The sequence below is a fragment of the Shimia sp. MIT910701 genome (genome assembly GCF_047126315.1).
Classification (GTDB): Bacteria; Pseudomonadota; Alphaproteobacteria; order Rhodobacterales; family Rhodobacteraceae; genus Shimia.
In genome coordinates, this window is record NZ_CP138953.1 from 3,424,090 (window position 1) to 3,445,192 (window position 21,103).

Consider the following 21,103-nt stretch of genomic DNA (forward strand, 5'->3'; position numbering starts at 1 on the left):
AAAACCGAACAAAAGCGGCTCGATAGTTGCGTCTTGACGCTGCCCAAATGGGCCCAAAATCCACGAAATGCCCCGACAAAACGCCCCGGACCCCGAAAGGCAGTGATTTTAAGGCCGACACCATCGCTAGAGTTGAAAACGCCCCCGAAAACGCGCAAGCTCGTTGCAACACAAAGTTACTTGGGAAATATCCGCTAAGATATCTCGGAGGAAATGATGGCGCAACCAAAGATCTGGGAGTCGCTGCTGCTATATGACTCCCGTAACGTGAGAAGTATCTTCCTTCAATTGCCGACGGATTATGAGCCGGAAACCTTAGATTGGTCAAAAGTCTATGTGGAGTTTCAGCGCAATTTTTTTAGTTTGGGCCGAGGCGCACTGGATACTGCGGTGTTACCGCTGTTTTCTTCCTGGCGCTACAAAGATGTGCCAAGAAAAAAACGCGATAACCTTCCCGATGCATTTACGGTGCATTTGGGCATTCCAATCGTGTCTGGACATATGAAGGCGGTCTTGGAGCGGTTCGACCTTGGCGACACGTCTTTTTACCCAATTAAGCTCTATGAGTTTGACCAAGTAACACAGCGCCCCGATGACCTCTATATTTGGGATGTTCGCAACGCCGTGAGGGCACTGGTGCCCGAAAAATCAAAGGGCATACTGGACTTACTTGGTCACGGTACCACATGGGATATGTTTCCCGAAAAGGGGAAGTTTCTTGCCTTGGATGAAGCGTGCATTCCCGATGTTGACGTCTGGATCGACCCCCAGATGAAGAGTCGACTCTTTTTCTCAGACCGGCTCCGCACAGCGCTGCGACAGGCCGACCTAAGCCTGCGCTGTTTTGGCTGGCGTGCATGTAAGTTGGTGGCGCGAGATCAATAAGCCGATATTTCCCAAGTATTTTGGTGTTTGGGTGAAGCACTCTCCATTGCGTCACTTGCTGCATTCAGACGCTGGAAGGTTGTGTGATTTCGCGCCACTTTTGTCCCTTGCATTCAAACCTATGATGACGACTAAGCGGAGGTAGAAACTTAATATCAGGCGGTGACCAGAATGGCGGTCTAGAGCGTTCTGGCTGCACGTGACAAGGTAGTGCTCGCACAGTTCCAACTTGTTTTTTTTGTCTCCTGAGATGAGGGCCTAAGCCACCCAAATTCAAACGGCTGGCTAGGATGCAAGAGGCGAGCAGTGTTTTTTTGATCTCCTCAGAATTGATCGTGACAAATTTTCTTCGTTATCGTAACCCCGAACGGGACACTAAAATTTTCAGCACCAGACCGCGCTATGAGACTATTGACGATTGTGTTTTCTGCACTAGCTCTTTGTTTTCTTTGGTTGTGGTGCTACCCTTCGCCAGATCGGTCAGCGCAAGAGTTTTTTAAAACGCAATATATGGAAATTGCAGATCATCAATACTTGGACAGCCTAAAAACGCTCCAATGCTCTGCAACTTCAACCCCTTCTGTTTTCTCAAGAAAATTTTCCTATTCGTGCAAGATCCGTACTTTCTGCTCAAAGCCGGTTGAACATCTAATTTTCGTAGATCGACTTTTCGGCGCGCGTGTCGGACCCGACCCATTCTACCAAAAGTTCGCGCGAGTCTGTCCAGACATATTGAATGCTGAAACCGCTCAACGAGCTACTGATAGCCTTGACCAAGGAGGTTAAAATGACGGGAATTGTTTCAGTAAACACCTTGGGAAATCCCTATTAAAACTTCGACTTCCCCTAGGGTCAGAACTCATAGCCAGTAAATAACGAGAGCTACGAGGGCGATGGCGGACAGGAAGACCTTCGGGCATCTGTCGTATCGAGTTGCGACACGCCGCCAATCCTTCAACCTGCCGAACATGATTTCGATCTGGTTGCGTCGTTTGTAGCGGCGCTTATCGTACTTTACAGTCTTTTTGCGCCGCTTTCGACCAGGGATGCAAGCACGTATCCCTTCTCTAGTTTTCTGTATAGTCCGCCCAACTTAAGGACGAATATATGAAGACGAAATTCACCGAAGTATAGATCATCCAGATGATCAAGGAGCAGGACGCAGGCGAGCAGACTACTGACGCTTTGGGAAGTAAGCTGCATGGTGGGCGGTGTTCGCGCACCGCCTGCCCCCAAACCGGGCGTAACTTTAAACTAGAGGGGCGCTATCGCCCAACCCTTCACCATCCGCAGTGCCGTTCCCCATAGCGGTTCTGGGCATCGATCGTTTCGGCGGTGTCGCGATCTCCTGTCACAACCACCGAAGCGACCTCGCGCTCAAACCGGATAGGCTCGGCAATATCGCAGAAATCTCCAGCGGGAGATTGAGAGCAGGCGCTAGTTACGAGTGAGGCGGTCAATAAGAGCGGTATCGTCTTGCGTCTCCACATCTCGATCTATCTCCTGTTTCCTTTGGATGGCATCAAGGCGGGCTTTGTTCCGCAGGGCTTCTGTTTTGCGCCTCTGATCGTTCTTCGCATCGATGCGAAGCCATGCAAGCAAGACGACCACAAACGCGCTGAGTGCGGCCCATACTGCCGCCTTGGAGGGTAGGAAGCGCAGCATCACCGCGCCCCTCCTGCCCATTTGCGAAGCCGCTCGCGCGCAATCCAGCCCAGCCCGATCAGCGCAACAGCAGAAAAGCCCAAGAGGATATACTGAGCCAAAGGGTCCAGCTTGCCCAATGCGGTTAGAACACCCCCTGCCCCCGCCGCCGCAGTACCAGCAACCGCGCGGATCGTTGTGGACTGAGCCGGTGAACTGCGCTCCGCGTCTGCCTTGGGTGTTGCTTCAAGGATTGCAGCATCCGTAAGAAACAGTTCGCGCTCGGCCGCACGGCGGCGGGTAAGCCCGCGCAAGACCTTGCCGCCAGCCTTGTTGAACCATGTCAGCGCCTCGGCAGCGCCCTCAATATCCCCCGCGTTGAAGCGGCGCAGGCAGGTAGATCGGCTGAACGCCCCAACGCCAATGTTGTACGCGAGAGACAGCATCGCACCGAACTCATTGTCATTTGGCGCGCGACGGAACATGGGTCTGATTTGATCCGCAAAACGTTCAAGCCCCTCCCACAGCATTTGCTCCGCAAAGGGCTTGGTCCACGTTTCACCCACAGACACGCCAGGACCAAAGCCCGCCCTGTTGGTGTAGCCGTATCCAATAGTGAGCACGCCAACCGGATCGAGATACGCAGTCAGCTCAAGACCTTCAAAGCGCTTCACCAGGTCTAAGGTGGCTTGGTTTATGTTCATGTGTTTCTCCATAAAAAAACCCGCCAGAGGCGGGTGGGTTGAGGTTGGTGGCGAGATGCGCCAGCATGGAACGACCTTCGAGGAAAGCTCCTAGAAGGCTCTGATTTTATCCAACAAGGAAGCCTGTTTGCTTTGTCTCCAGTGTCTGACGTCAGCACCTATGGGTCCAATTAGGGTGATTTGATAAGGGAGAGTTTCTGGCTCATCGTAACCACTAAGGAGTGGAAGATGAGAAAGACTACGAAGAGCCCTGGCGAGAAGATCGTTAAAGATATCAAGCGCGCCACCCGTAAACAGTATTCGGCGGAAGAGAAGATCCGTATCGTCCTTGATGGTCTTCGTGGCGAGGACAGCATAGCTGAACTGTGTCGCCGCGAGGGGATTTCTCAAGGCGTTTACTACAAATGGTCGAAGGACTTCATGGAGGCCGGTAAGAAGCGGCTGGCGGGCGATACAGCGCGTGCCGCAAACACTGACGAGGTGAAAGAACTGCGCCGCGAAGCAAAGGATCTCAAGGAGGTTGTCGCGGAGCAAACATTGGAACTGCGTCTTCTCAAAAAAAGCATGACAGGCGATGGGGGCGACCACGAATGAGGTATGCCGCATCCGAGAAGCTGGAGATCATCCGGTTGGTTGAAGAAAGCCATCTGTCAGCGCGTCGTACATTGGCCAAACTGGGTATCCCTCGCACCACATTCTACCGTTGGTACGACCGATACCTGCAGCGCGGGGAGGCTGGTCTTGAGGATCAGTCTCCCAAGCCCAAACACGTTTGGAACCGCGTTCCAGACGAGGTGAAGCGCAAGGTCGTCAGCTTCGCCTTGAAAGAGACAGAGCTGTCACCCCGCGAGTTGGCGGTGACCTTCACAGACCAAGAACGGTACTTTGTATCGGAATCCACAGTGTATCGCACGCTCAAGGCACATGACCTGATCACCAGCCCAGCATTCATCGTGCTGAAAGCCGCGAATGAGTTCGAGCATAAGACAACGGCCATCAACCAGCTTTGGCAGACCGACTTTACCTATCTCAAGGTTCTGGGGTGGGGCTGGTTCTATCTCAGCACAATCCTGGACGATTACAGCCGCTACATCATCTCGTGGAAGCTCTGCACGACCATGCGGGCGGAGGATGTGACTGACACGCTGGACTTGGCTTTGCAGGCGTCAGGGTGCGATCAGGTCCACGTTGTCCACAAACCGCGCCTACTCAGCGACAACGGCTCCAGTTATGTCTCGGGTGACCTGGCTGAGTGGCTGCAGGACAAAGGCATGAAACATTCACGTGGAGCGCCGTATCATCCCCAGACGCAGGGCAAGATCGAGCGTTGGCATCAAACTTTGAAGAACCGGATCTTGCTGGAAAACTATTTCCTGCCCGGCGATCTCGAAGACCAAATCGAAGCCTTCGTCGATCATTACAATCACCAGCGATATCACGAGAGCCTGAAAAACGTCACACCAGCCGATGTCTACTTCGGACGTGACCAAGCCATTCTGGAACAACGAGAAAGGATCAAACGGAAGACATTCGAAGCGCGACGCTTGCATCACAGTCAACGCGCAGCATAATCAAACCGACCCGATGAGCCGAACACTCTCTTAGTTCACGCCGCTTTTGGTTCCAAAAACTTTGACGACGGACACTGTTTACGGGTGGCGCGCTTGATATCTTTAACGATCTTCTCGCCAGGGCTCTTCGTAGTCTTTCTCATCTTCCACTCCTTAGTGGTTACGATGAGCCAGAAACTCTCCCTTATCAAATCACCCTAATTGGACCCATAGGTGCTGACGTCAGACATGTCTGAAAAACATCGATCGGATGGAGTGATCTATGCCGGCGCAGTCTCTATACGTTTCCGATCGCGAGCTGGCCCGCATGTTGGGCCACGCAATCGAATGGCTGAAAGCCAACCGGGACAAGCTAGAGCAACAATTCGGTTTCCCCAAAGTTGACCCCGCGATTGGAAAAACGCATCGTGAGGCCGTTGAGGAATGGGCGCGCAAAAGGAACGCAAGAGTTCATGGCGCGGCCAGCGAGCGGTTGAACAGAGACAACCGAGAAAACCTAAATGCGTTATAGACAAAGCTTATGGGACGATTCAGAGCCCCTCTATGCCCCCGGAAAAATCAAAGTCAGGAATAGCTACAAGTGGACGCCAACCAAAAAGGCGATCGCAGCCGGCTACTCAAGCCAGACATACCCCCTGCCCGGCAGGGTCGGCGATGACCAGGATGTCGAGCGGGCTCGCAAGTGCCGAGAATACACGCGCGAGATGGTGCGTTGGTATGAAGGGGAAACCGCCGGCAAGGAAGAAGATACATGGGGCTGGCTCATCACCCGCTATATGACCGACGAGTTCAGCCCGTTTCATAGTGTTGGCGTGTCAACTCGCCAAAGCTACCGCAAGGCGCTGGCCAACATCGAAGAGGGCATCGGCCGGGTGAAAATCTCGGAAACTGATTATCCGCGCATGATGCGCTGGATCAAAGCCATGCAGGATAACGGTAGATCCAAAGACTACATTCACCGCTGGTTCCGGCACTGGGGTTTGGCTCTCTCCCACGGGGTTCGGCTGGGCCTGGCCGATTGCCGGCGCATCAAAGAGATCCGGAGCGAGATGCGCATCGATCAGCCGGCGCACCGGACAAAGTACCTCACCCGAGATCAAATCTCTCTCATCGTTTCGAAGCTGGATGCGGATGGCGACGATCTGACCGCATTGGCCACGCTGCTACGGTTTGAATTCATGCTCCGCGGCGTCGACGTCTATGGCGATTGGGAGCCAGCAGAGGGGCGCCAGGGCGGCATCCAGGACGGCGGGCAGATGTGGGTTAAGGGGCTGACCTGGGAAATGGTTAGCGACGACGTCACAACATTGACAAAGCTGATCAACAAGACCGCAAACAAACAGCCTGAACCTTACGTATTTGATCTGACAAACGTGCCGGATATTCGTCGGCGCCTGATGCAAGCTCCGGCAGCTCAGCGGATTGGTCCGATCATCAAATTTGAAAACGGACATCCCCCAAAAAACGGCTACTTCAGTCGACACTTCAAAAAAGCGCTGCGCGCGGTGAAACTTCCCGACGACCTCCGGATCGCAGATGCCAGGTCGGGCGGCGTTACCGAAGCCAAAGCTTTGGTGGAGCCAATGGAGCTGAGAGACGCGGCACAACACACGCAATTGTCTACGACAAACCGCTATGCACGCGGTCGCTCAGAGACAGCGAATAAGGTTGTGGCGCTGCGCAACAAGAAGCCCTGAGAACCAAAAAAGAACCTGTTAGCTAACAGCTGACTAACGCCCGACTAACACGCAGCTAACACTCCTAGAGACTCCAAGGCCAGTCGAGAAAACTTTTTAATTTAAAATCAAGGTGGTACCCGCGACCGGACTCGAACCGGTACGGCCATAATCGGCCTAGAGATTTTAAGTCTCCTGTGTCTACCATTCCACCACGCGGGCAACCAACACGCCAACCAAGGTCAGCGGCGCGACAATAGCCGCTTTGCGTCTGGTGTAAAGTGCCGAAGACTAGAGCTTTTCGCCCGGCGCTTCTTTCACTGGGGGCGGCTTGTACAAACTGCGCTCTGGCAGCCAAGGATTCAATTCCAGAGCAGCAGCCAAAGCATCCTGCGCCTCCGCCTCACGCCCCAGCCCAATAAGGGTCAACGCCTTGCCGGATAGCGCAGCCACGTGGCGTGGAGACAGCTCTATCGCGCGATCCAAATCCGGCAAAGCGGCTTCAAAATCTTGCCGTAGGAAGTTCACAAACGCCCGCTGATTGTACCCTTCCGCGTAGTCCGGACAGTAGCTCACCAGCCGGTCAAAATCTTCGCGCGCGCCCAACAGGTCCCACGACGACCGTTTTTGCATTCCCCGGTCGAGGATTTCCTGCGCGGTTTCGTCCGGCGCATCTGCCCAGAACGCCCACATGTCATTGGAAAGCTCCTGCGCGGTAGCTTGGTTGTCCGCCACTTGCACCTGCGCAATCAAAGCATCAACCGCATCGGAATGGTCCGGCGGTTGCGGGCACTCAGCAGCGAACGCAGAACTGGCAGAAAACAGAAGAACAAGAACGGGTTTCATGCCTCATGCTGACACGCCGGAGCCTAACCAACAAAGTCACATCTCCGCGAGGCCGGTTTCTTTCACCGCCTGCATGGCAACGTAAGTCGACGTGCTCGCAACATAGGGCAGCGCGGAGATTTTCTCTCCAAGAACATGACGATAAGCGGCCATATTGGTGGTTCTGACCTTTAGTAAATAGTCAAAATGGCTGGCAATCATATGCGCTTGTTCAATCTCGGGAACTTCTGCCACCGCGGCATTAAACGCCTGCAGCGCCTTCTCGCGGGTTTCAGACAGCTTCACCTCCACAAAGGCCACATGATCCAATCCAAGTCGGATAGGATCCAGCAACGCACGGTAACCGGTGATCACCCCTTCGCTCTCCAACCGCCGCAACCGCGCCTGTGTTGGGCTTTTGGAGAGGCCAATTTCCTTCGCCAGATCGGTAATCGAAATCCGACCGTCCCGCGCCAGAACATCCAGAATCGACCGATCATACCGATCCAGATCAAACTTATCGTTTTGCACAGACTGCACCCCAAATTTTAGCCACAATAGCGGTCAATGCGCCAATAATCAGTCAAATGGCCCGCAATTGCAAAGGTATACTGGAGCAAAGAACAGGAGACCACCATGAGCCCAGCGCGCGATCTGATCGACACCAGCACTTACCGCAAAGAAGCCCCCTTGGTGGAGGACTTGAAGACGGCAAGCGGCCTGAGTAGCGCGGACCGCAAAGCCATTTGTGCCAAAGGCGCCTCCCTTGTGCGCGAAATCCGCGAAGAGACCAGCCCCGGCATGATGGAAGTCTTTCTGGCGGAGTACGGCCTCTCCACCGACGAAGGCGTGGCGCTGATGTGCCTGGCCGAAGCGCTTTTGCGGGTGCCGGACGCAGACACCATCGACGCGCTGATCGAAGATAAAATTGCCCCCTCCGACTGGGGCAAGCACCTTGGCCAATCCACCTCCTCTCTGGTGAACGCGTCCACATGGGCGCTACTGCTGACCGGCAAAGTGATGGACGACCAAAATACTGGTCTGATCGGCACGTTGCGCGGCGCGGTCAAACGTCTTGGAGAGCCGGTGATCCGCACCGCTGTCGGGCGTGCGATGAAAGAAATGGGGCGTCAATTTGTACTGGGCGAGTCCATCACCTCCGCTATGAAACGTGCGGAAGGTATGGAGAAAAAGGGCTATACCTACTCCTACGACATGCTTGGTGAAGCGGCCAAAACCGACGCCGACGCCATGCGTTACCACCTCGCCTACTCCCGCGCGATCACAGCCATTGCCTCAGCCTGTACCCATGCGGACACGCGCGACAATCCCGGAATCTCGGTAAAGCTCTCCGCCCTGCACCCACGCTATGAGGTTGCGCAGAAAGAGCGGGTCATGGAAGAGTTGGTCCCCCGTCTTCGGTCCCTCGCGTTGCTGGCAAAATCCGCCGGGATGGGCCTTAACATCGACGCCGAAGAGGCCGAACGCCTGGCGATCTCGATGGATGTGATTGAAACCGTGCTCAGCGAGCCTGCCCTGGCCGGTTGGGACGGCTTTGGCGTTGTGGTGCAGGCCTATGGCAAGCGCGCTGGCGCGACGCTGGACTACCTCTACGAGTTGTCCACAAAACTGGACCGCAAAATCATGGTGCGTCTTGTGAAAGGCGCCTATTGGGACACCGAAGTCAAACGCGCGCAGGTCGAAGGCATTGACGGCTTCCCGGTCTTCACCAACAAAGCCGCCACCGACGTGTCCTATATTGCCAACGCCCGCAAGCTGCTTGGCATGACAGACCGCATCTATCCGCAGTTTGCCACTCACAACGCCCACACAGTGGCGGCAATTCTTCATATGGCGGAAGACAAATCTGCCTTTGAATTCCAACGCTTGCATGGCATGGGCGAAGCGCTGCACGACATTGTGCTGAACGACCAAGGCACCCGTTGCCGGATTTATGCACCCGTTGGCGCGCACCGTGATCTGTTGGCATATCTCGTGCGGCGGCTGCTTGAAAATGGCGCAAACTCTTCGTTTGTGAACCAAATCGTCGACGAAGAGGTTCCCGCTGAAACCGTCGCCAGCGACCCCTTTGATCAGGTGCAATCCACCGAAGGCCAGCTGCCACGTGGGCCGGAACTGTTTGAACCGGAGCGGGTGAACTCCAAGGGGTTCGATCTGACCGACAAACCAACGCTGGATGCATTGGACACGGCGCGCGCGCTGTTCCGCAACACGCAATGGAACGCCGCTCCGTTGTTGGCGAACGATCCTGCGCCCGAGGCAACGCACCCCGTAGACAACCCGTTCCTGCCAACGGACAGCCCCGGCACCGTGGCACATGCGAGTGCGGCAGATGTGGAAAGCGCCTTTAGCGCGGCCAAGCCTTGGAGCACATCCCCTGAGAAACGTGGCGCCGTATTGTCCAAAGCCGCTGATCTCTATGAGGCAAACTATGGCGCGCTCTTTGCCCTGCTGGCGCGCGAGGCCGGCAAAACGCCTAACGACGCAGTCGCAGAACTGCGCGAAGCCGTTGATTTCTTGCGATATTACGGCGCCAACGCGCCTAGTGCGCCAGCGGCGGGTGTCTTTACTTGCATCTCTCCGTGGAACTTCCCACTGGCGATCTTCTCCGGCCAGGTGGCCGCCGCACTGGCTGCGGGCAATGCTGTGCTCGCCAAGCCTGCAGATCAAACCCCATTGATCGCTTTTGAGGCTGTCAAGCTGCTGCATGAGGCTGGCGTACCGCGTGATGCGCTGCAACTCCTTCCGGGCTCCGGTGCCACCGTTGGGGCTGCGCTCACCTCCGATCCCCGCGTCAACGGCGTGGCCTTCACCGGCTCCACTGCGACCGCGTTACGCATCCGCGCTACAATGGCAGACAACATGGCCCCAGGTGCGCCGCTGATTGCCGAAACCGGCGGTCTGAACGCCATGATTGTCGACAGCACAGCCCTGCCCGAACAAGCAGTGACGGCCATTGTTGAAAGCGCCTTCCAATCCGCAGGCCAGCGCTGCTCGGCCCTGCGTTGTCTCTATGTGCAGGAAGACATTGCCGAAAACCTGCTTGAGATGCTGACCGGCGCAATGAAGGAACTCTCGCTGGGCGATCCGTGGCTGCTGTCCACCGACAGCGGCCCGGTGATTGACGAGACTGCGCGGCGCGGCATTGCCGACCATATTGCTTACGCCCAATCAGAAGGCCGCGTGCTATTCCAATTGCCCACACCACAAACCGGCACTTTCATTGCGCCAACCTTGATCAAGGTGAACGGCATTGCCGATCTGGAGCGGGAAATCTTTGGTCCAGTTCTGCATGTCGCCACCTTCAAATCCAATGAACTGGACACAGTGATCGATGCGATCAATGCCACCGGCTATGGGCTGACCTTTGGTCTCCAGACCCGGATTGACGACCGTGTACAACATGTCGCCGATCGGGTGAAAGCGGGCAATATCTATGTGAACCGCAACCAGATTGGCGCGATTGTTGGCTCGCAACCCTTTGGCGGCGAAGGGCTTTCTGGCACCGGCCCCAAAGCAGGTGGCCCGCACTACCTCGCGCGGTTTGCTGCGGTACCAACTGAACAATCAGGCGTATGGGACGGCATCATGCCAGCCGACGTGGCACAGGTGGAATTGGACAAGGCCAACAGAGCGGCAAGCACCCAAGGCACAACCATTTCCCTGCCAGGGCCGACCGGTGAATCCAACCGCCTGACCAGCTATGCGCGAGAGCCGCTGCTCTGCATGGGACCTGGTGAGGCAACAGCCAAGGAGCAGGCTGAAATTGTGCGGAGCCTTGGTGGGCAAGCTGTTGTGTGCGCAGGAAAACTCCCGGAAGATGCACTCACCACGCTACAAGGGTTCGCAGGTGTACTTTGGTGGGGAGACACAGATCAAGCACGATCCTACGACCAGGCCTTGGCACGGCGTGATGGGCCGATCCTGCCCCTGATCACCGGACGACCAGATGCGGCACGGGTGTTGGGCGAACGGCATGTCTGTGTGGACACCACAGCGGCAGGTGGCAACGCGGCGCTTTTGAGCGGGAGCAGTTGACCTTCCGCGCAAATCCCCGCAGCTTGGCCGCATGTTTCCAATACGCGACCACAACCCTTCCGGACGCACGCCCTATGTCGTCTATGCGCTGATCCTCCTGAATGTCGGGATCTTCCTGAGTTATCAGCCGATTATGGGGGACAATTTCCGGCTGGCCCAGCTCTTTCAGGACTGGGCCTTGCTGCCTGGCGAAGTCACCGAAGGCCGCCAATTGCATGGGCTTGTGACATCCATGTTCCTGCATGGAGGTTGGATGCACCTGCTGGGCAACATGCTGTTTTTGTGGATTTTTGGCGACAACCTCGAAGACGAGATGGGCCATTTTGGCTTTTTGGTCTTCTATCTCTTGTCGGGCCTTGGCGCGGACTTTGCCCAGATTGCCGCCGATCCGGACAGCCAAATTCCGATGGTCGGTGCCTCCGGCGCCATCGCCGGGGTGATGGGCGGTTACCTTTTGCTCTTCCCCAAAGCGAAGGTCGATATCCTGCTGATATTGATCATCATTTTCCGCATCTTCACCATCCCTGCCTGGGTCATGTTGGGCGTCTGGTTTGCCCTGCAGGTGTTCAATGGCGTGGCGGTGGACACTGCCGGCGGCGGGGTTGCGCATTGGGCCCATGCGGGTGGTTTTGTGGTCGGGGCCGTTCTGGCGATCCCTGCGTGGTTAAAGCGCGGCGGCACTAGCTATTGGCAACGGACCCATGGCCATCCACCGCACCCTGAAGCCAAGTATAAACTGAGCCAAAGTTCCGTGCCCCGTGTGAGGAGAAAACGTCGATGAGTCAGAAACTTACCTGCCACTGCGGCTCTGTGGAACTGCGCGTCACTCTCGCACAAGACCCAAGCGAAGCCATGCTCTGTGACTGTTCCTTTTGCCGCCGTCGCATGGTGCCAAATGTAGATGTGAAGCTCTCCGATCTGACAATCGTAAAAGGCCATGAATGCCTGACGCTGTACACCTGGGGCACGGGGACCGCGAAACACTACTTCTGCCGCAATTGTGGCATCTACACGCATCACCAGCGCCGCTCACGCCCGGACGTCTACGGCGTCAACATTGGCGCGCTGGAGGGCGTAAATCCCAGCGATTTTGCACCTTTTGGCTGGGTCGATGGCGTCAATCATCCGTCAGACAAAAAAACCTGACCCAATTAGGCCAGGTTTCACAATGTCACAGAGATACAAAAGCCGCGTAAGGGCTGCGTACGTTACCCGTTGCGGATGACTTTTGCGAAGGTGGAAAAGATCGGCTCGTTGGCCACGATCATCTCGCCATCTTCCAGAATGTTGCCTTCCGGGTTCATTGGCTCAACCAATGCGCCAGCCTCTTTCGCAATCAGCAAGCCTGCGGCCACGTCCCATGGTTGCAGCTTGCGCTCCCAGAAGCCCTCATAGCGGCCTGCAGCCACATAGGCGAGGTCCAGAGAGGCAGCGCCAAAGCGGCGTACACCAGCGGTGGCTGGCAAAATCCGCGCGAGGTCCTGCAGGGTTTCTGGCAGGTCGGCACGACCGGCATAAGGCAGGCCAGTGGCAAAGATCGACTCGATCATGCGGTGACGGCCAGACACACGCATCCGCAGACTGTCATTCAGCCAGGCGCCCTCGCCTTTTTCGGCATAGAACATCTCGTCCTTGGCGGCGTCAAACACCACACCCGCAACGATTTCACCCTTATGTTCCAGAGCGATAGAGATCGACCAGTGGGGCAGACCGTGCAGGAAGTTGGTGGTGCCATCCAGCGGATCAACAATCCAGCGGCGGGTCGGATCTTTGCCCGCAATCTCGCCACCTTCTTCTGCGATCCAGCCATAGGTTGGACGCGCGCCCAGCAACTCTTCTTTCAGGATTTCCTCAGCAGCAATGTCTGCGCGGCTGACAAAGTCGCCTGCCCCTTTGGTCGAGACCTGGAGGTTTTCAACTTCACGGAAGTCTTTGACCAGCGACCGGCCCGCTTTGCGAGCGGCCTTCATCATGATGTTCAGATTTGCGCTGCCCGGCATGGCACGGCTCCTTTTGACACAGAGCGCGCGTATACGCCCGTAATCCCTTTTTGCCAAGGCCTTATAGGGCCTATTGCGCCGGTTAGGAAACGCCGCGTCACAAAAACTGGTTAAAAACCGCCACCCCTTGCCAGAAGGCGGTGCGCCGACCAAGCTGACGTCAAAGCTTTGGAGGATGCCCAAATGACAGAACAGATGCAGCGCATGGTGCTGGCCAACCGCCCGACAGGTGAACCGCAAGATGAAAATTTCCGTTTAGAAACAGTGGATGTGCCTGAGATTGGCGAGGACGAAGTGCTGGTGCGTGTGCACTACATGTCGCTTGATCCTTATATGCGTGGGCGGATGGATGATGCGAAGTCCTACTCCGCCGCAGTGCAGATTGGCGAGACCATGGGCGGCGGCGCTGTGGGCGAGGTGATAGCATCTAACCATAAAGACTTTGCGCCCGGCGATTTTGCCCTTGGCATGTTTGGCTGGGCAACCCATGGCGTGGCAAAAGGCCATGAAATGCAAAAGCTTAACCCTAACTTGGCCCCGATCACCACCGCGCTTGGTGTGATGGGGATGCCCGGCTTTACCGGCTGGTACGGGTTGACCGAATTGGGCAAACCCAAAGAAGGCGAAACGCTGGTTGTGGGGGCGGCAACGGGGCCGGTTGGGTCCATGGTGGGGCAAATCGCCAAATCCATGGGGCTGCGCGTGGTTGGCATCGCCGGCGGAGCAGAGAAATGTGCAAAGGCAACAGAGACTTACGGCTTTGATGCCTGTATCGATCACAAGGCCTTTGAGACGGCAAGCGACTTGCGCAAGGCGGTGGCGGCGGAGTGTCCGCAAGGCATTGATATTTATTTCGAAAATGTCGGCGGTAAGCTGTTGGATGCGGTGCTGCCGCTGATGAATGTCGGCGGACGTATTCCGCTATGTGGCATGATCGCCTGGTACAACGCAGGTGGGCTTGGCGCGGATGCGGCGATGGAGAGCCTGACCGGCCCCCGGCTGTGGCGCACAATTCTGGTTAACCAACTGTCGGTAAACGGCTTTATCATCTCCAACCACTATGACCGCTATGGCGATTTCCTGCGCGACGTCGGGCCAAAACTGGCCGCCGGAGAGATTGCCTATGGTGAAGATATTGCCGAAGGGTTGGAAAATGCGCCTGCGGCCTTCCGCTCCCTGTTAAGGGGCGGAAACAAAGGCAAACAGCTGGTAAAACTGATCTGATTTGATTTCGGCGCAACGGCGGCGGTTAAGGATTGGCATCTGCCAAAAACCACGTCGGTATTGTGTCGGTATCACGACTGTTTCGCGGAGGTGGGGGTTTTGTGCCTCTGCCCTGCGTAAACACAAGGCGCGGCGCGTTAATGCACCAGCAACCGCGCCTCACGTGCTTTCAACGACGGGCGGGCATCTTCTCCGTAGACATGTAAGCCTTCGCTCAGCAGCTCCGGGAACAACTCGTAGATTTCATCCTGCACCGCCTGCGCCATGGAAGAGAGCCCCTGCTCGCCCGGCATGAAGCTTTCGCTGGGAATGCCGCCGCCGTAGATGATTTCGTGGCAATCAAACAGCAGGTGCAGATAGGTAACGTCGCCGCCCTCAACCTGCACCACGGTGTCGCCATTGATCAGCGCCTGCGCTGGGACCAGCACTTCGCTTTCGCCAAAGTTCACCTCGATCCGCCAGCCACGCAGCATCATGCGGTGTTGCGGTGACACCATCAGCGGCAAGTCATTGCCAAGCGCGCCCGGTGCAAAACGGATGGGCGCAAGAGACCCACGTGCGGGCACGGTGCGACGGCCGATCCAACGCAGAGGTTGGAAGCCATGGTCCATGGTCAGGATCATGTCGCCGGGTTCAAGCTCTTCCACCGGACGTTCGCCTTTCTGCGTGATGATCTTGGTGCCTTCCACAAAGCAGGGCACAAAATCCCATTCCTCACGATTTGAAGTCAGGCCGGAATAGCGGTTGCCCAGCAGGCTATCGAGGCTGATCGATTGGATTGGGCCCGCTTCCAGGGCCGCCTGATCCGCGTTGTTGGAAAACTCCGGCGCAAGATAGGCGTTGCCGTTGGTGTCCTGAAACAGCACGGCGGTATAGGTGGCGGTTGTGCCGTCCACATAGGTGATTGTGGCATTGTAAACCGCCGTGCCGTCAAAGGTCTGCGGGCTGCCGCCATCGACCGTGAAGCGGTCGTTTGGACTGTTGTCCATGTCGTAAACCGAGCCGACATTGCCAAAGGGTGAAATCTCGACAAAATCATTCACCAAAGGATTGCCCGGCCCACCAAAGGTCAGACCTTCCAAAGCGGCAGCGTTTTCGGCACGGGTGTTGCCTTCGATGGTGTCGATGTCAGCCAGTTGACCAACAGAGATTGCATTAAACGTAGTCGGCATAGACAAATCTGGAGCCGCCCGCGCCGCGACCCTGGCAGGGATCAAATGCGCGCTGGGAGATACTCCACCCCCTAAACTGATGAACCGTTACACAACAACATGGACGTGACGGCCCAGATTGTTCAGGGGGAGAAATACCAGAAAAGTCTCACCGTATGGTTTATGCAGATTGCAATCGGCGCGCTTCTTCGCCCGCCAATTGAATCAAATCCTTCATGTAAGGCTTGTCCAGATCCTCAGTGCGCGTGGCCGCAAATAGCGCGCGCGTAAGCCCTTTGTCGGTGATCGGGCGGGTCACATAATCCGAGGAATACTTCACCTCGCGCACCACCCAATCCGGCAGCACCGACACCCCTCGGTTGGAGGCCACCAGCAGGAGGATCACGGCGGTGAGCTCCGCTTGCCGCACGGCCCCCGGTTCCACTTTGGCCGGGGTGAGCAGCTGCGAAAACACATCCAGACGCGAGCGCTCCACCGGATAGGTGATAAGGGTCTCGCCACGAAAATCCTCGGCTTCAACAAAGGCTTTCTGCGCCAAAGGGTGCGAAGCGGACGCCACAAACACCGGTGCATAGTCAAACAAATGGCTGAACGACACATTGGGCAAGTTTTCCGGGTCGGAACTGACCACCAGATCGACCTCTTCTTTCTGCAGCGCGGGCATGGCGTCAAAAGCCAGACCGGGGCGAATGTCCACATCCACGTCTGGCCAGTTTTTGCGGAATTGCTCCAGCACCGGGAACAGCCATTCAAAACAGGCGTGGCATTCAATGGCGATGTGCAGGCGGCCAGAACTGCCGTCGCGCAAACCGTTAAATTCCGCTTCAAGTTTTTCGACCTCCGGCAACACCTGATTGGCGAGGCGCAAAAGACGCAACCCTGCGGAGGACAGCTTCATCGGCTTTGAGCGGCGCACAAACAGCTCTACGCCAGCCTGTTCTTCCAAACCTTTGATCTGGTGGGACAAAGCCGATTGCGTGATGTTGAGCTGATCGGCAGCACGGGCCAGACCGCCACATTCATGCACCGCGCGCACGGTGCGCAGGTGGCGGAATTCAATGTGCATCTTCATATCGGACTCATGACTTTCTTGAGAATTATGAATTTGCGTAAAGATGACATGTGTGGGACATGAGGACAACAGCAAGTCACAGGATGTCCGTTATGACCACGCCTCAAGTTTCTTTTGAATTTTTCCCGCCGCAGAATCTGGAGGCGTCTTTCCGGCTTTGGGACACCGTGCAATCTCTTGCACCCCTAAATCCACGTTTTGTTTCCGTGACTTACGGCGCTGGCGGCACCACACGTGACCTGACCCGAGAGGCAGTCGCGACCCTGCACAAATCCTCCGGCCTGAATATGGCGGCGCATTTGACCTGTGTGAATGCTTCCAAAGCGGAAACGCTGGAAATTGCCGAAGGTTTTGCGGCGGCCGGTGTGTCTGAGCTGGTGGCACTGCGTGGCGATCCGCCAAAAGGCAGCACCGGGTTTGTGCCGCACCCTGAGGGCTTTGCCAATTCCGTCGAATTGATTGAGGCGCTGGCGGGCACCGGCAAGTTCACTATCCGCGTGGGCGCCTATCCGGAGAAGCACCCGGAAGCGGCGGACATGCAGGCCGATGTGGAATGGCTGAAACGCAAGATTGACGCGGGTGCAAATGAAGCGATCACACAGTTCTTCTTTGAGGCAGACACCTTCCTGCGCTTCCGCGATGCCTGCGCCAAGGCTGGCATCGACGCACCGATCCTGCCCGGGGTGCTGCCGATTGAGAACTGGAAAGGCGTGCGCAAATTTACCGAGCGCTGTGGCACCTCTGTCCCGGCCTGGCTGATCGACGCCTTTGAAAAGGCAGAGCGTGACAATCGCGAAGACTTGTTGGCGACGGCTGTTTGCACAGAAATGTGCTCTGAGTTGTTGGATGAGGGCGTGGACAGCCTGCATTTCTACACGCTGAACAGGCCTGAGTTGACCCGCGATGTGTGCCACGCTTTGGGTGTGACCCCGGCGGTGAAACTGGAAAACGTAGCGTAACAGCCGCCCAGCCCCTCTTGAGGCGCAGACAAATTTGCGGCCTTCTTTGCGGTGTCAAAGGAGGCCGTTTCTATGAGCGCACATCACTACGCCACATCTGTTGAGCAACTGGCTTCGATGGACACAATCCTGTCGATGAGCGGCCTGGAGTTTATGCGCGCGATCATCAACGGCGAATTGGCGGGGCCTCCTATTGGGCAGACGTTGGGTTTCAAACCGATTGTGGCGGACGAGGGTACCGTGACCTTTGAAGGTGCACCGGAGTTTTCCACGATGAACCCAATTGGGACTGTGCATGGCGGTTGGTACGGAACCATTTTGGACAGCTGTATGGCCTGTGCGGTGCAGACCATGTTGAAACCCGGACAGATCTACACAACGCTGGAATATAAGATCAACATACTGCGCCCGATCCCGGTTGGCATGACCGTGCATGCGGTGGGCACAGTGCAGCATGTGGGACGCTCGACGGGTATTTCCGTGGGCGAAGTGCGCGGGGTTGAAGACGGCAAGCTGTACGCCACCGGATCGACCACCTGCATCGTGATGAATGGCCCGAAGCCGTAGCATAGGAGGGCTCTGCCCTCGGGCCAGCAGAGATATTTGTGGAATGAGAATGCGGGGTTGCACCGGTTGCGTGCCTGTCGCAGGGTCGCGCAAAACTTGGAGGGTGACATGCGGGCTTTGTTGCAACGGGTGAGTGAGGCGCAGGTGCGTGTCGATGGCGCGGTGATTGGCCAATGTGGGCCAGGATTGATGGTGCTGGTCTGTGCGATGCAGGGCGACACCGAGGCGCAGGTAGAGAAGCTTGCCGCCAAAGTGGCCAAGTGCCGGATTTTTCACGATGAAAACGGCAAGATGAACATGTCTGTGGCCGATATAGGCGGCAGTGCGCTGGTGATCAGCCAGTTTACACTGGCAGCGGACACCCGCAGCGGCAACCGGCCAGGATTTTCCTCCGCCGCCGCACCGGAGGACGGCAAACGGCTTTATGAGCTGTTTACGCAGAAGCTTGGCGAGGTTGTGCCGGTGCAGACCGGGGAGTTTGGCGCCGACATGAAAGTCTCGCTGACCAATGACGGGCCGGTCACCATCTGGATGGACGTTTGAGGCCGACCGGCCTCAACTCTTCTTCACAAACTTGGTCAGGATCACAATCCGCTGATTGTCCACGCGGCCTTCGATCTGTGCAGGATTGTCCATCACCAGAGAGATGTTGCGTACAGCGGTGCCACGTTTAGCGGTAAATCCCGCGCCTTTCACCGGTAAGTCTTTGATCAGCACCACAGTGTCACCTGATGCAAGCACCGCACCGTTGCTGTCGCGATGCACGAGCGCCTCTTCCGCAGTGACAAACCCAGCTTCCGCCCAGGCCAACACATCCGGTGCGAGATAGGCCATATCAAGCAAATCGCGCGCCCAGGGCGACTCAGGCAAGCCTTTGAGCAGGCGCCAGGCCAGCACTTGCACCGCGGGATCCGAGCTCCAAATCGCCTCATGTAAGTATTGCCAAAATGGCCCATCCTGCGGACCGTCCACGACTCCCGTGGCGCAGACCGCGCACAAGTCGACAGAGGTTTCCAGCGGTACCACCGCCACAGGGGAAACCGTGGCTGTGGCATCACAAAGAGCACAAGACGTGGTCAAGGCGCGTTCCATCTAGAGAGGTTACTCGGTCATCGCCAGCGTGGCGTTGATGGCCTTTTGCCAGCCCGCATAACGCCCTTCGCGCCAGCTGTCATCCTGCTTTGGCGTGAACTGGCTCTCTTTCTCCCAGGTGGCGGCAAAACCTGCCATGTCCGGATAGGCCCCAATCTGCATGCCCGCGAGCCAGGCCGCGCCTTTGGCAGTGCTTTCGGCAACCACAGGCCGATCCACCGGAGCGCCCAGAATGTCCGACAGGAACTGCATCGCCCAATCGGAAGCAATCATGCCGCCGTCCACCCGCAGCACCGTGTCGCCGGTGAAGTCAAAATCGGCCTGCATCGCTTCAAGCAGGTCGCGGGTCTGGAAGCCCACGCTCTCGAGCGCCGCACGGGAGAACTCCTTGGGGCCAGAGCCTCGGGTCAATCCAAAGACCGCGCCGCGGGCCTCCGGGTTCCAATACGGCGCACCAAGACCCACAAAAGCGGGCACAAGGATCAATTCTTGACCCGGGTCTGCGGCATCGGCCAACGCGGCCGTTTCAGAGGCATCGTTGATGATGCCCAGCCCGTCGCGCAGCCATTGCACCACTGCCCCAGCGATGAAGATGGCACCTTCCAGTGCATAGGTCGGCTTGCCATCGAGCTGATAGGCGATGGTGGTCAGCAGGCGATTTTGCGAGGTCACCGGCGTGTCACCTGTGTTCAGAAGCGCAAAGCAGCCGGTGCCGTAGGTGGATTTCAGCATGCCTGCCTCAAAACAGGCCTGCCCAATAGTCGCCGCCTGCTGGTCACCTGCCACACCGCGAATGGGGATGGCCGCGCCAAACAGATCGGCATCGGTTTCGCCAAAGTCGGCGGCACAGTCTTTGACCTCTGGCAGCATCGACATCGGAATGCCAAGCAGCGCACAGATGTCTTTGCTCCAGACACCGGTGTGGATGTCATAAATCAGGGTGCGGGCCGCGTTGGTGGCGTCAGTGGCATGCACCTTGCCGCCGGTCAGCTTCCAGATCAGGTAGCAATCCACGGTGCCAAACAGCAGATCACCCGCCTCAGCCGCCGCCCGCGCGCCTTCGACGTTGTCCAAGATCCACTTGATCTTGGTGCCGGAAAAATAGGGATCCAGCAACAAGCCGGTGGTGGCCTGCACCATCTCCGCATGACCGCCTGCCTTCAGCTCTTCGCAAATCGCGGCGGTGCGGCGGTCCTGCCAGACAATGGCGTTGTGCACCGGCTCGCCGGTTGTCTTGTTCCACACCAGCGTGGTTTCGCGCTGGTTGGTGATGCCGATGGCGTCGATGTCCTTGGCCGAGAGCTTGGCCCGCGCCAGCGCGCCGGAACAGGTTTCCACCGTGGTGACCCAGATGTCCGCCGGATCATGCTCCACCCAGCCCGACTGCGGGAAGTGCTGTTCAAACTCCAGCTGTGCGCTGGCAATGGGACGGATGTCTCCGTCAAACACAATTGCGCGGCTGGATGTGGTGCCCTGATCAATGGCGAGAATATGGGTCATCGGTCCCCTCCCTGAACTCTGTTGCTGGCACAGTAGGCGCGCAAAACTGTTACCGCAATCAGGAAGGGCGCCGCTTGACGCCGCGCCCTACTATTTTTTTCGTAGATATCTTCTCATTCCCGAAATATCCCCGGGGTGAAGGCACCGCCCTGC

Annotated in this window: 20 protein-coding genes, 1 tRNA gene and 1 pseudogene; 11 read left to right on the forward strand and 11 right to left on the reverse strand. The window is 57.0% G+C overall.

From position 1 onward, the window contains the following. Positions 1–216: 216 nt before the first annotated feature. Positions 217–885: an imm11 family protein gene (locus tag SIB38_RS16665; RefSeq protein ID WP_412550645.1), complete on the forward strand. Its 669-nt coding sequence runs from the start codon at positions 217–219 to the stop codon at positions 883–885. 859 nt (positions 886–1,744) lie between these two features. Here the strand turns inward: SIB38_RS16665 and SIB38_RS16670 are convergent. From SIB38_RS16670 to SIB38_RS16680, 3 genes and pseudogenes are all read right to left on the reverse strand, one after another. Next, a pseudogene (locus tag SIB38_RS16670) lies at positions 1,745–1,951 on the reverse strand (transposase); the annotation flags it as partial. A gap of 371 nt (positions 1,952–2,322) precedes the next feature. Next, a complete protein-coding gene (locus SIB38_RS16675; protein WP_412550646.1) occupies positions 2,323–2,550 on the reverse strand; it encodes a hypothetical protein in 228 nt (75 codons plus the stop codon). Next, positions 2,550–3,233, reverse strand: a complete 684-nt coding sequence (locus SIB38_RS16680) for a lysozyme (RefSeq protein WP_412550647.1) — start codon at positions 3,231–3,233, stop codon at positions 2,550–2,552. The genes SIB38_RS16675 and SIB38_RS16680 overlap by 1 nt, the downstream gene beginning before the upstream one ends. A gap of 228 nt (positions 3,234–3,461) precedes the next feature. Between SIB38_RS16680 and SIB38_RS16685 the strand changes: the two genes are divergently transcribed. The 3 genes from SIB38_RS16685 to SIB38_RS16695 all read left to right on the forward strand — a co-directional run bounded on the left by SIB38_RS16685 (position 3,462) and on the right by SIB38_RS16695 (position 6,501). After that, a protein-coding gene (locus tag SIB38_RS16685; RefSeq protein WP_412550264.1) for an IS3 family transposase occupies positions 3,462–4,804 on the forward strand; the annotation gives its coding sequence in 2 pieces (ribosomal slippage) (positions 3,462–3,789 and positions 3,789–4,804; 1,344 coding nt in all). Between the two features lie 262 nt (positions 4,805–5,066). After that, positions 5,067–5,315 (forward strand): hypothetical protein, encoded by a 249-nt coding sequence (locus tag SIB38_RS16690; RefSeq protein ID WP_412550648.1) that lies wholly within the window; start codon positions 5,067–5,069, stop codon positions 5,313–5,315. After that, on the forward strand, positions 5,305–6,501 hold the full coding sequence (locus tag SIB38_RS16695) for a hypothetical protein (protein WP_412550649.1): 1,197 nt from the start codon (positions 5,305–5,307) through the stop codon (positions 6,499–6,501). The genes SIB38_RS16690 and SIB38_RS16695 overlap by 11 nt, the downstream gene beginning before the upstream one ends. Before the next feature lie 113 nt (positions 6,502–6,614). Here the strand turns inward: SIB38_RS16695 and SIB38_RS16700 are convergent. The 3 genes from SIB38_RS16700 to SIB38_RS16710 all read right to left on the reverse strand — a co-directional run bounded on the left by SIB38_RS16700 (position 6,615) and on the right by SIB38_RS16710 (position 7,836). Further along, positions 6,615–6,702, reverse strand: a tRNA-Leu gene (locus SIB38_RS16700). A 69-nt stretch (positions 6,703–6,771) separates the two neighbouring features. Next, entirely contained in the window at positions 6,772–7,326 is a 555-nt protein-coding gene (locus SIB38_RS16705) for a tetratricopeptide repeat protein (RefSeq protein WP_294118510.1), read from the reverse strand. Between the two features lie 36 nt (positions 7,327–7,362). Next, positions 7,363–7,836 carry an Lrp/AsnC family transcriptional regulator gene (locus tag SIB38_RS16710; RefSeq protein ID WP_294118517.1) on the reverse strand — a complete coding sequence of 158 codons (474 nt, stop codon included), beginning with the start codon at positions 7,834–7,836 and terminating at the stop codon, positions 7,363–7,365. 66 nt (positions 7,837–7,902) lie between these two features. On the opposite strand from SIB38_RS16710, the gene putA reads away from it, so the two are divergent. Genes putA through SIB38_RS16725 form a run of 3 tightly spaced genes read left to right on the forward strand, consistent with a single transcriptional unit; the run spans position 7,903 to position 12,510 of the window. Next, positions 7,903–11,364 (forward strand): bifunctional proline dehydrogenase/L-glutamate gamma-semialdehyde dehydrogenase PutA, encoded by a 3,462-nt coding sequence (putA, locus tag SIB38_RS16715; RefSeq protein ID WP_412552060.1) that lies wholly within the window; start codon positions 7,903–7,905, stop codon positions 11,362–11,364. 31 nt (positions 11,365–11,395) lie between these two features. Further along, positions 11,396–12,145 (forward strand): rhomboid family intramembrane serine protease, encoded by a 750-nt coding sequence (locus tag SIB38_RS16720; RefSeq protein ID WP_294118509.1) that lies wholly within the window; start codon positions 11,396–11,398, stop codon positions 12,143–12,145. Further along, entirely contained in the window at positions 12,142–12,510 is a 369-nt protein-coding gene (locus tag SIB38_RS16725; RefSeq protein ID WP_294118508.1) for a GFA family protein, read from the forward strand. Before SIB38_RS16720 ends, SIB38_RS16725 begins: the two co-directional genes overlap by 4 nt. Before the next feature lie 62 nt (positions 12,511–12,572). Here the strand turns inward: SIB38_RS16725 and SIB38_RS16730 are convergent, their stop codons facing one another. After that, positions 12,573–13,364, reverse strand: a complete 792-nt coding sequence (locus tag SIB38_RS16730) for an inositol monophosphatase family protein (protein ID WP_294118507.1) — start codon at positions 13,362–13,364, stop codon at positions 12,573–12,575. Between the two features lie 183 nt (positions 13,365–13,547). Here SIB38_RS16730 and SIB38_RS16735 point away from each other — a divergent pair, with 183 nt between their 5' ends. Then, positions 13,548–14,588, forward strand: coding sequence for an NADP-dependent oxidoreductase (locus SIB38_RS16735; RefSeq protein ID WP_412550650.1), 1,041 nt, complete (start codon positions 13,548–13,550; stop codon positions 14,586–14,588). Between the two features lie 137 nt (positions 14,589–14,725). Here SIB38_RS16735 and SIB38_RS16740 read toward each other — a convergent pair whose 3' ends face one another. Both SIB38_RS16740 and SIB38_RS16745 read right to left on the reverse strand, forming a co-directional pair. Next, positions 14,726–15,760 (reverse strand): Hint domain-containing protein, encoded by a 1,035-nt coding sequence (locus SIB38_RS16740; RefSeq protein WP_294118504.1) that lies wholly within the window; start codon positions 15,758–15,760, stop codon positions 14,726–14,728. Between the two features lie 160 nt (positions 15,761–15,920). After that, positions 15,921–16,826, reverse strand: coding sequence for a LysR family transcriptional regulator (locus SIB38_RS16745; RefSeq protein ID WP_294118513.1), 906 nt, complete (start codon positions 16,824–16,826; stop codon positions 15,921–15,923). Positions 16,827–16,924: 98 nt separating this feature from the next. Between SIB38_RS16745 and metF the strand changes: the two genes are divergently transcribed. The 3 genes from metF to dtd all read left to right on the forward strand — a co-directional run bounded on the left by metF (position 16,925) and on the right by dtd (position 18,901). Further along, positions 16,925–17,791, forward strand: a complete 867-nt coding sequence (gene metF / locus SIB38_RS16750; RefSeq protein WP_412550651.1) for a methylenetetrahydrofolate reductase [NAD(P)H] — start codon at positions 16,925–16,927, stop codon at positions 17,789–17,791. Positions 17,792–17,863: 72 nt separating this feature from the next. Next, on the forward strand, positions 17,864–18,358 hold the full coding sequence (locus SIB38_RS16755) for a PaaI family thioesterase (RefSeq protein ID WP_294118501.1): 495 nt from the start codon (positions 17,864–17,866) through the stop codon (positions 18,356–18,358). Positions 18,359–18,466: 108 nt separating this feature from the next. Continuing rightward, positions 18,467–18,901, forward strand: a complete 435-nt coding sequence (gene dtd / locus SIB38_RS16760) for a D-aminoacyl-tRNA deacylase (protein WP_412550652.1) — start codon at positions 18,467–18,469, stop codon at positions 18,899–18,901. 12 nt (positions 18,902–18,913) lie between these two features. Here the strand turns inward: dtd and SIB38_RS16765 are convergent, their stop codons facing one another. Together SIB38_RS16765 and glpK are read right to left on the reverse strand one after the other, a co-directional pair. After that, complete coding sequence (locus SIB38_RS16765) at positions 18,914–19,450, reverse strand: alkylphosphonate utilization protein (protein WP_294118498.1); 537 nt, start codon at positions 19,448–19,450, stop codon at positions 18,914–18,916. Positions 19,451–19,459: 9 nt separating this feature from the next. Continuing rightward, positions 19,460–20,950 (reverse strand): glycerol kinase GlpK, encoded by a 1,491-nt coding sequence (glpK, locus tag SIB38_RS16770; RefSeq protein WP_412550653.1) that lies wholly within the window; start codon positions 20,948–20,950, stop codon positions 19,460–19,462. Between the last annotated feature and the right edge of the window lie 153 nt (positions 20,951–21,103).

Bases quoted from the DNA above. Each gene is read 5' to 3' on its own strand.
- SIB38_RS16725 (WP_294118508.1), top strand. From the start codon at position 12,142: ATGAGTCAGAAACTTACCTGCCACTGCGGCTCTGTGGAACTGCGCGTC.
- SIB38_RS16745 (WP_294118513.1), bottom strand. From the start codon at position 16,826: ATGCACATTGAATTCCGCCACCTGCGCACCGTGCGCGCGGTGCATGAA.
- SIB38_RS16695 (WP_412550649.1), top strand. From the start codon at position 5,305: ATGCGTTATAGACAAAGCTTATGGGACGATTCAGAGCCCCTCTATGCC.
- SIB38_RS16705 (WP_294118510.1), bottom strand. From the start codon at position 7,326: ATGAAACCCGTTCTTGTTCTTCTGTTTTCTGCCAGTTCTGCGTTCGCT.
- SIB38_RS16740 (WP_294118504.1), bottom strand. From the start codon at position 15,760: ATGCCGACTACGTTTAATGCAATCTCTGTTGGTCAACTGGCTGACATC.
- SIB38_RS16735 (WP_412550650.1), top strand. From the start codon at position 13,548: ATGACAGAACAGATGCAGCGCATGGTGCTGGCCAACCGCCCGACAGGT.
- SIB38_RS16720 (WP_294118509.1), top strand. From the start codon at position 11,396: ATGTTTCCAATACGCGACCACAACCCTTCCGGACGCACGCCCTATGTC.
- SIB38_RS16665 (WP_412550645.1), top strand. From the start codon at position 217: ATGGCGCAACCAAAGATCTGGGAGTCGCTGCTGCTATATGACTCCCGT.
- glpK (WP_412550653.1), bottom strand. From the start codon at position 20,950: ATGACCCATATTCTCGCCATTGATCAGGGCACCACATCCAGCCGCGCA.
- SIB38_RS16755 (WP_294118501.1), top strand. From the start codon at position 17,864: ATGAGCGCACATCACTACGCCACATCTGTTGAGCAACTGGCTTCGATG.
- SIB38_RS16675 (WP_412550646.1), bottom strand. From the start codon at position 2,550: ATGCTGCGCTTCCTACCCTCCAAGGCGGCAGTATGGGCCGCACTCAGC.
- SIB38_RS16765 (WP_294118498.1), bottom strand. From the start codon at position 19,450: ATGGAACGCGCCTTGACCACGTCTTGTGCTCTTTGTGATGCCACAGCC.
- SIB38_RS16690 (WP_412550648.1), top strand. From the start codon at position 5,067: ATGCCGGCGCAGTCTCTATACGTTTCCGATCGCGAGCTGGCCCGCATG.
- dtd (WP_412550652.1), top strand. From the start codon at position 18,467: ATGCGGGCTTTGTTGCAACGGGTGAGTGAGGCGCAGGTGCGTGTCGAT.
- SIB38_RS16680 (WP_412550647.1), bottom strand. From the start codon at position 3,233: ATGAACATAAACCAAGCCACCTTAGACCTGGTGAAGCGCTTTGAAGGT.
- metF (WP_412550651.1), top strand. From the start codon at position 16,925: ATGACCACGCCTCAAGTTTCTTTTGAATTTTTCCCGCCGCAGAATCTG.
- SIB38_RS16730 (WP_294118507.1), bottom strand. From the start codon at position 13,364: ATGCCGGGCAGCGCAAATCTGAACATCATGATGAAGGCCGCTCGCAAA.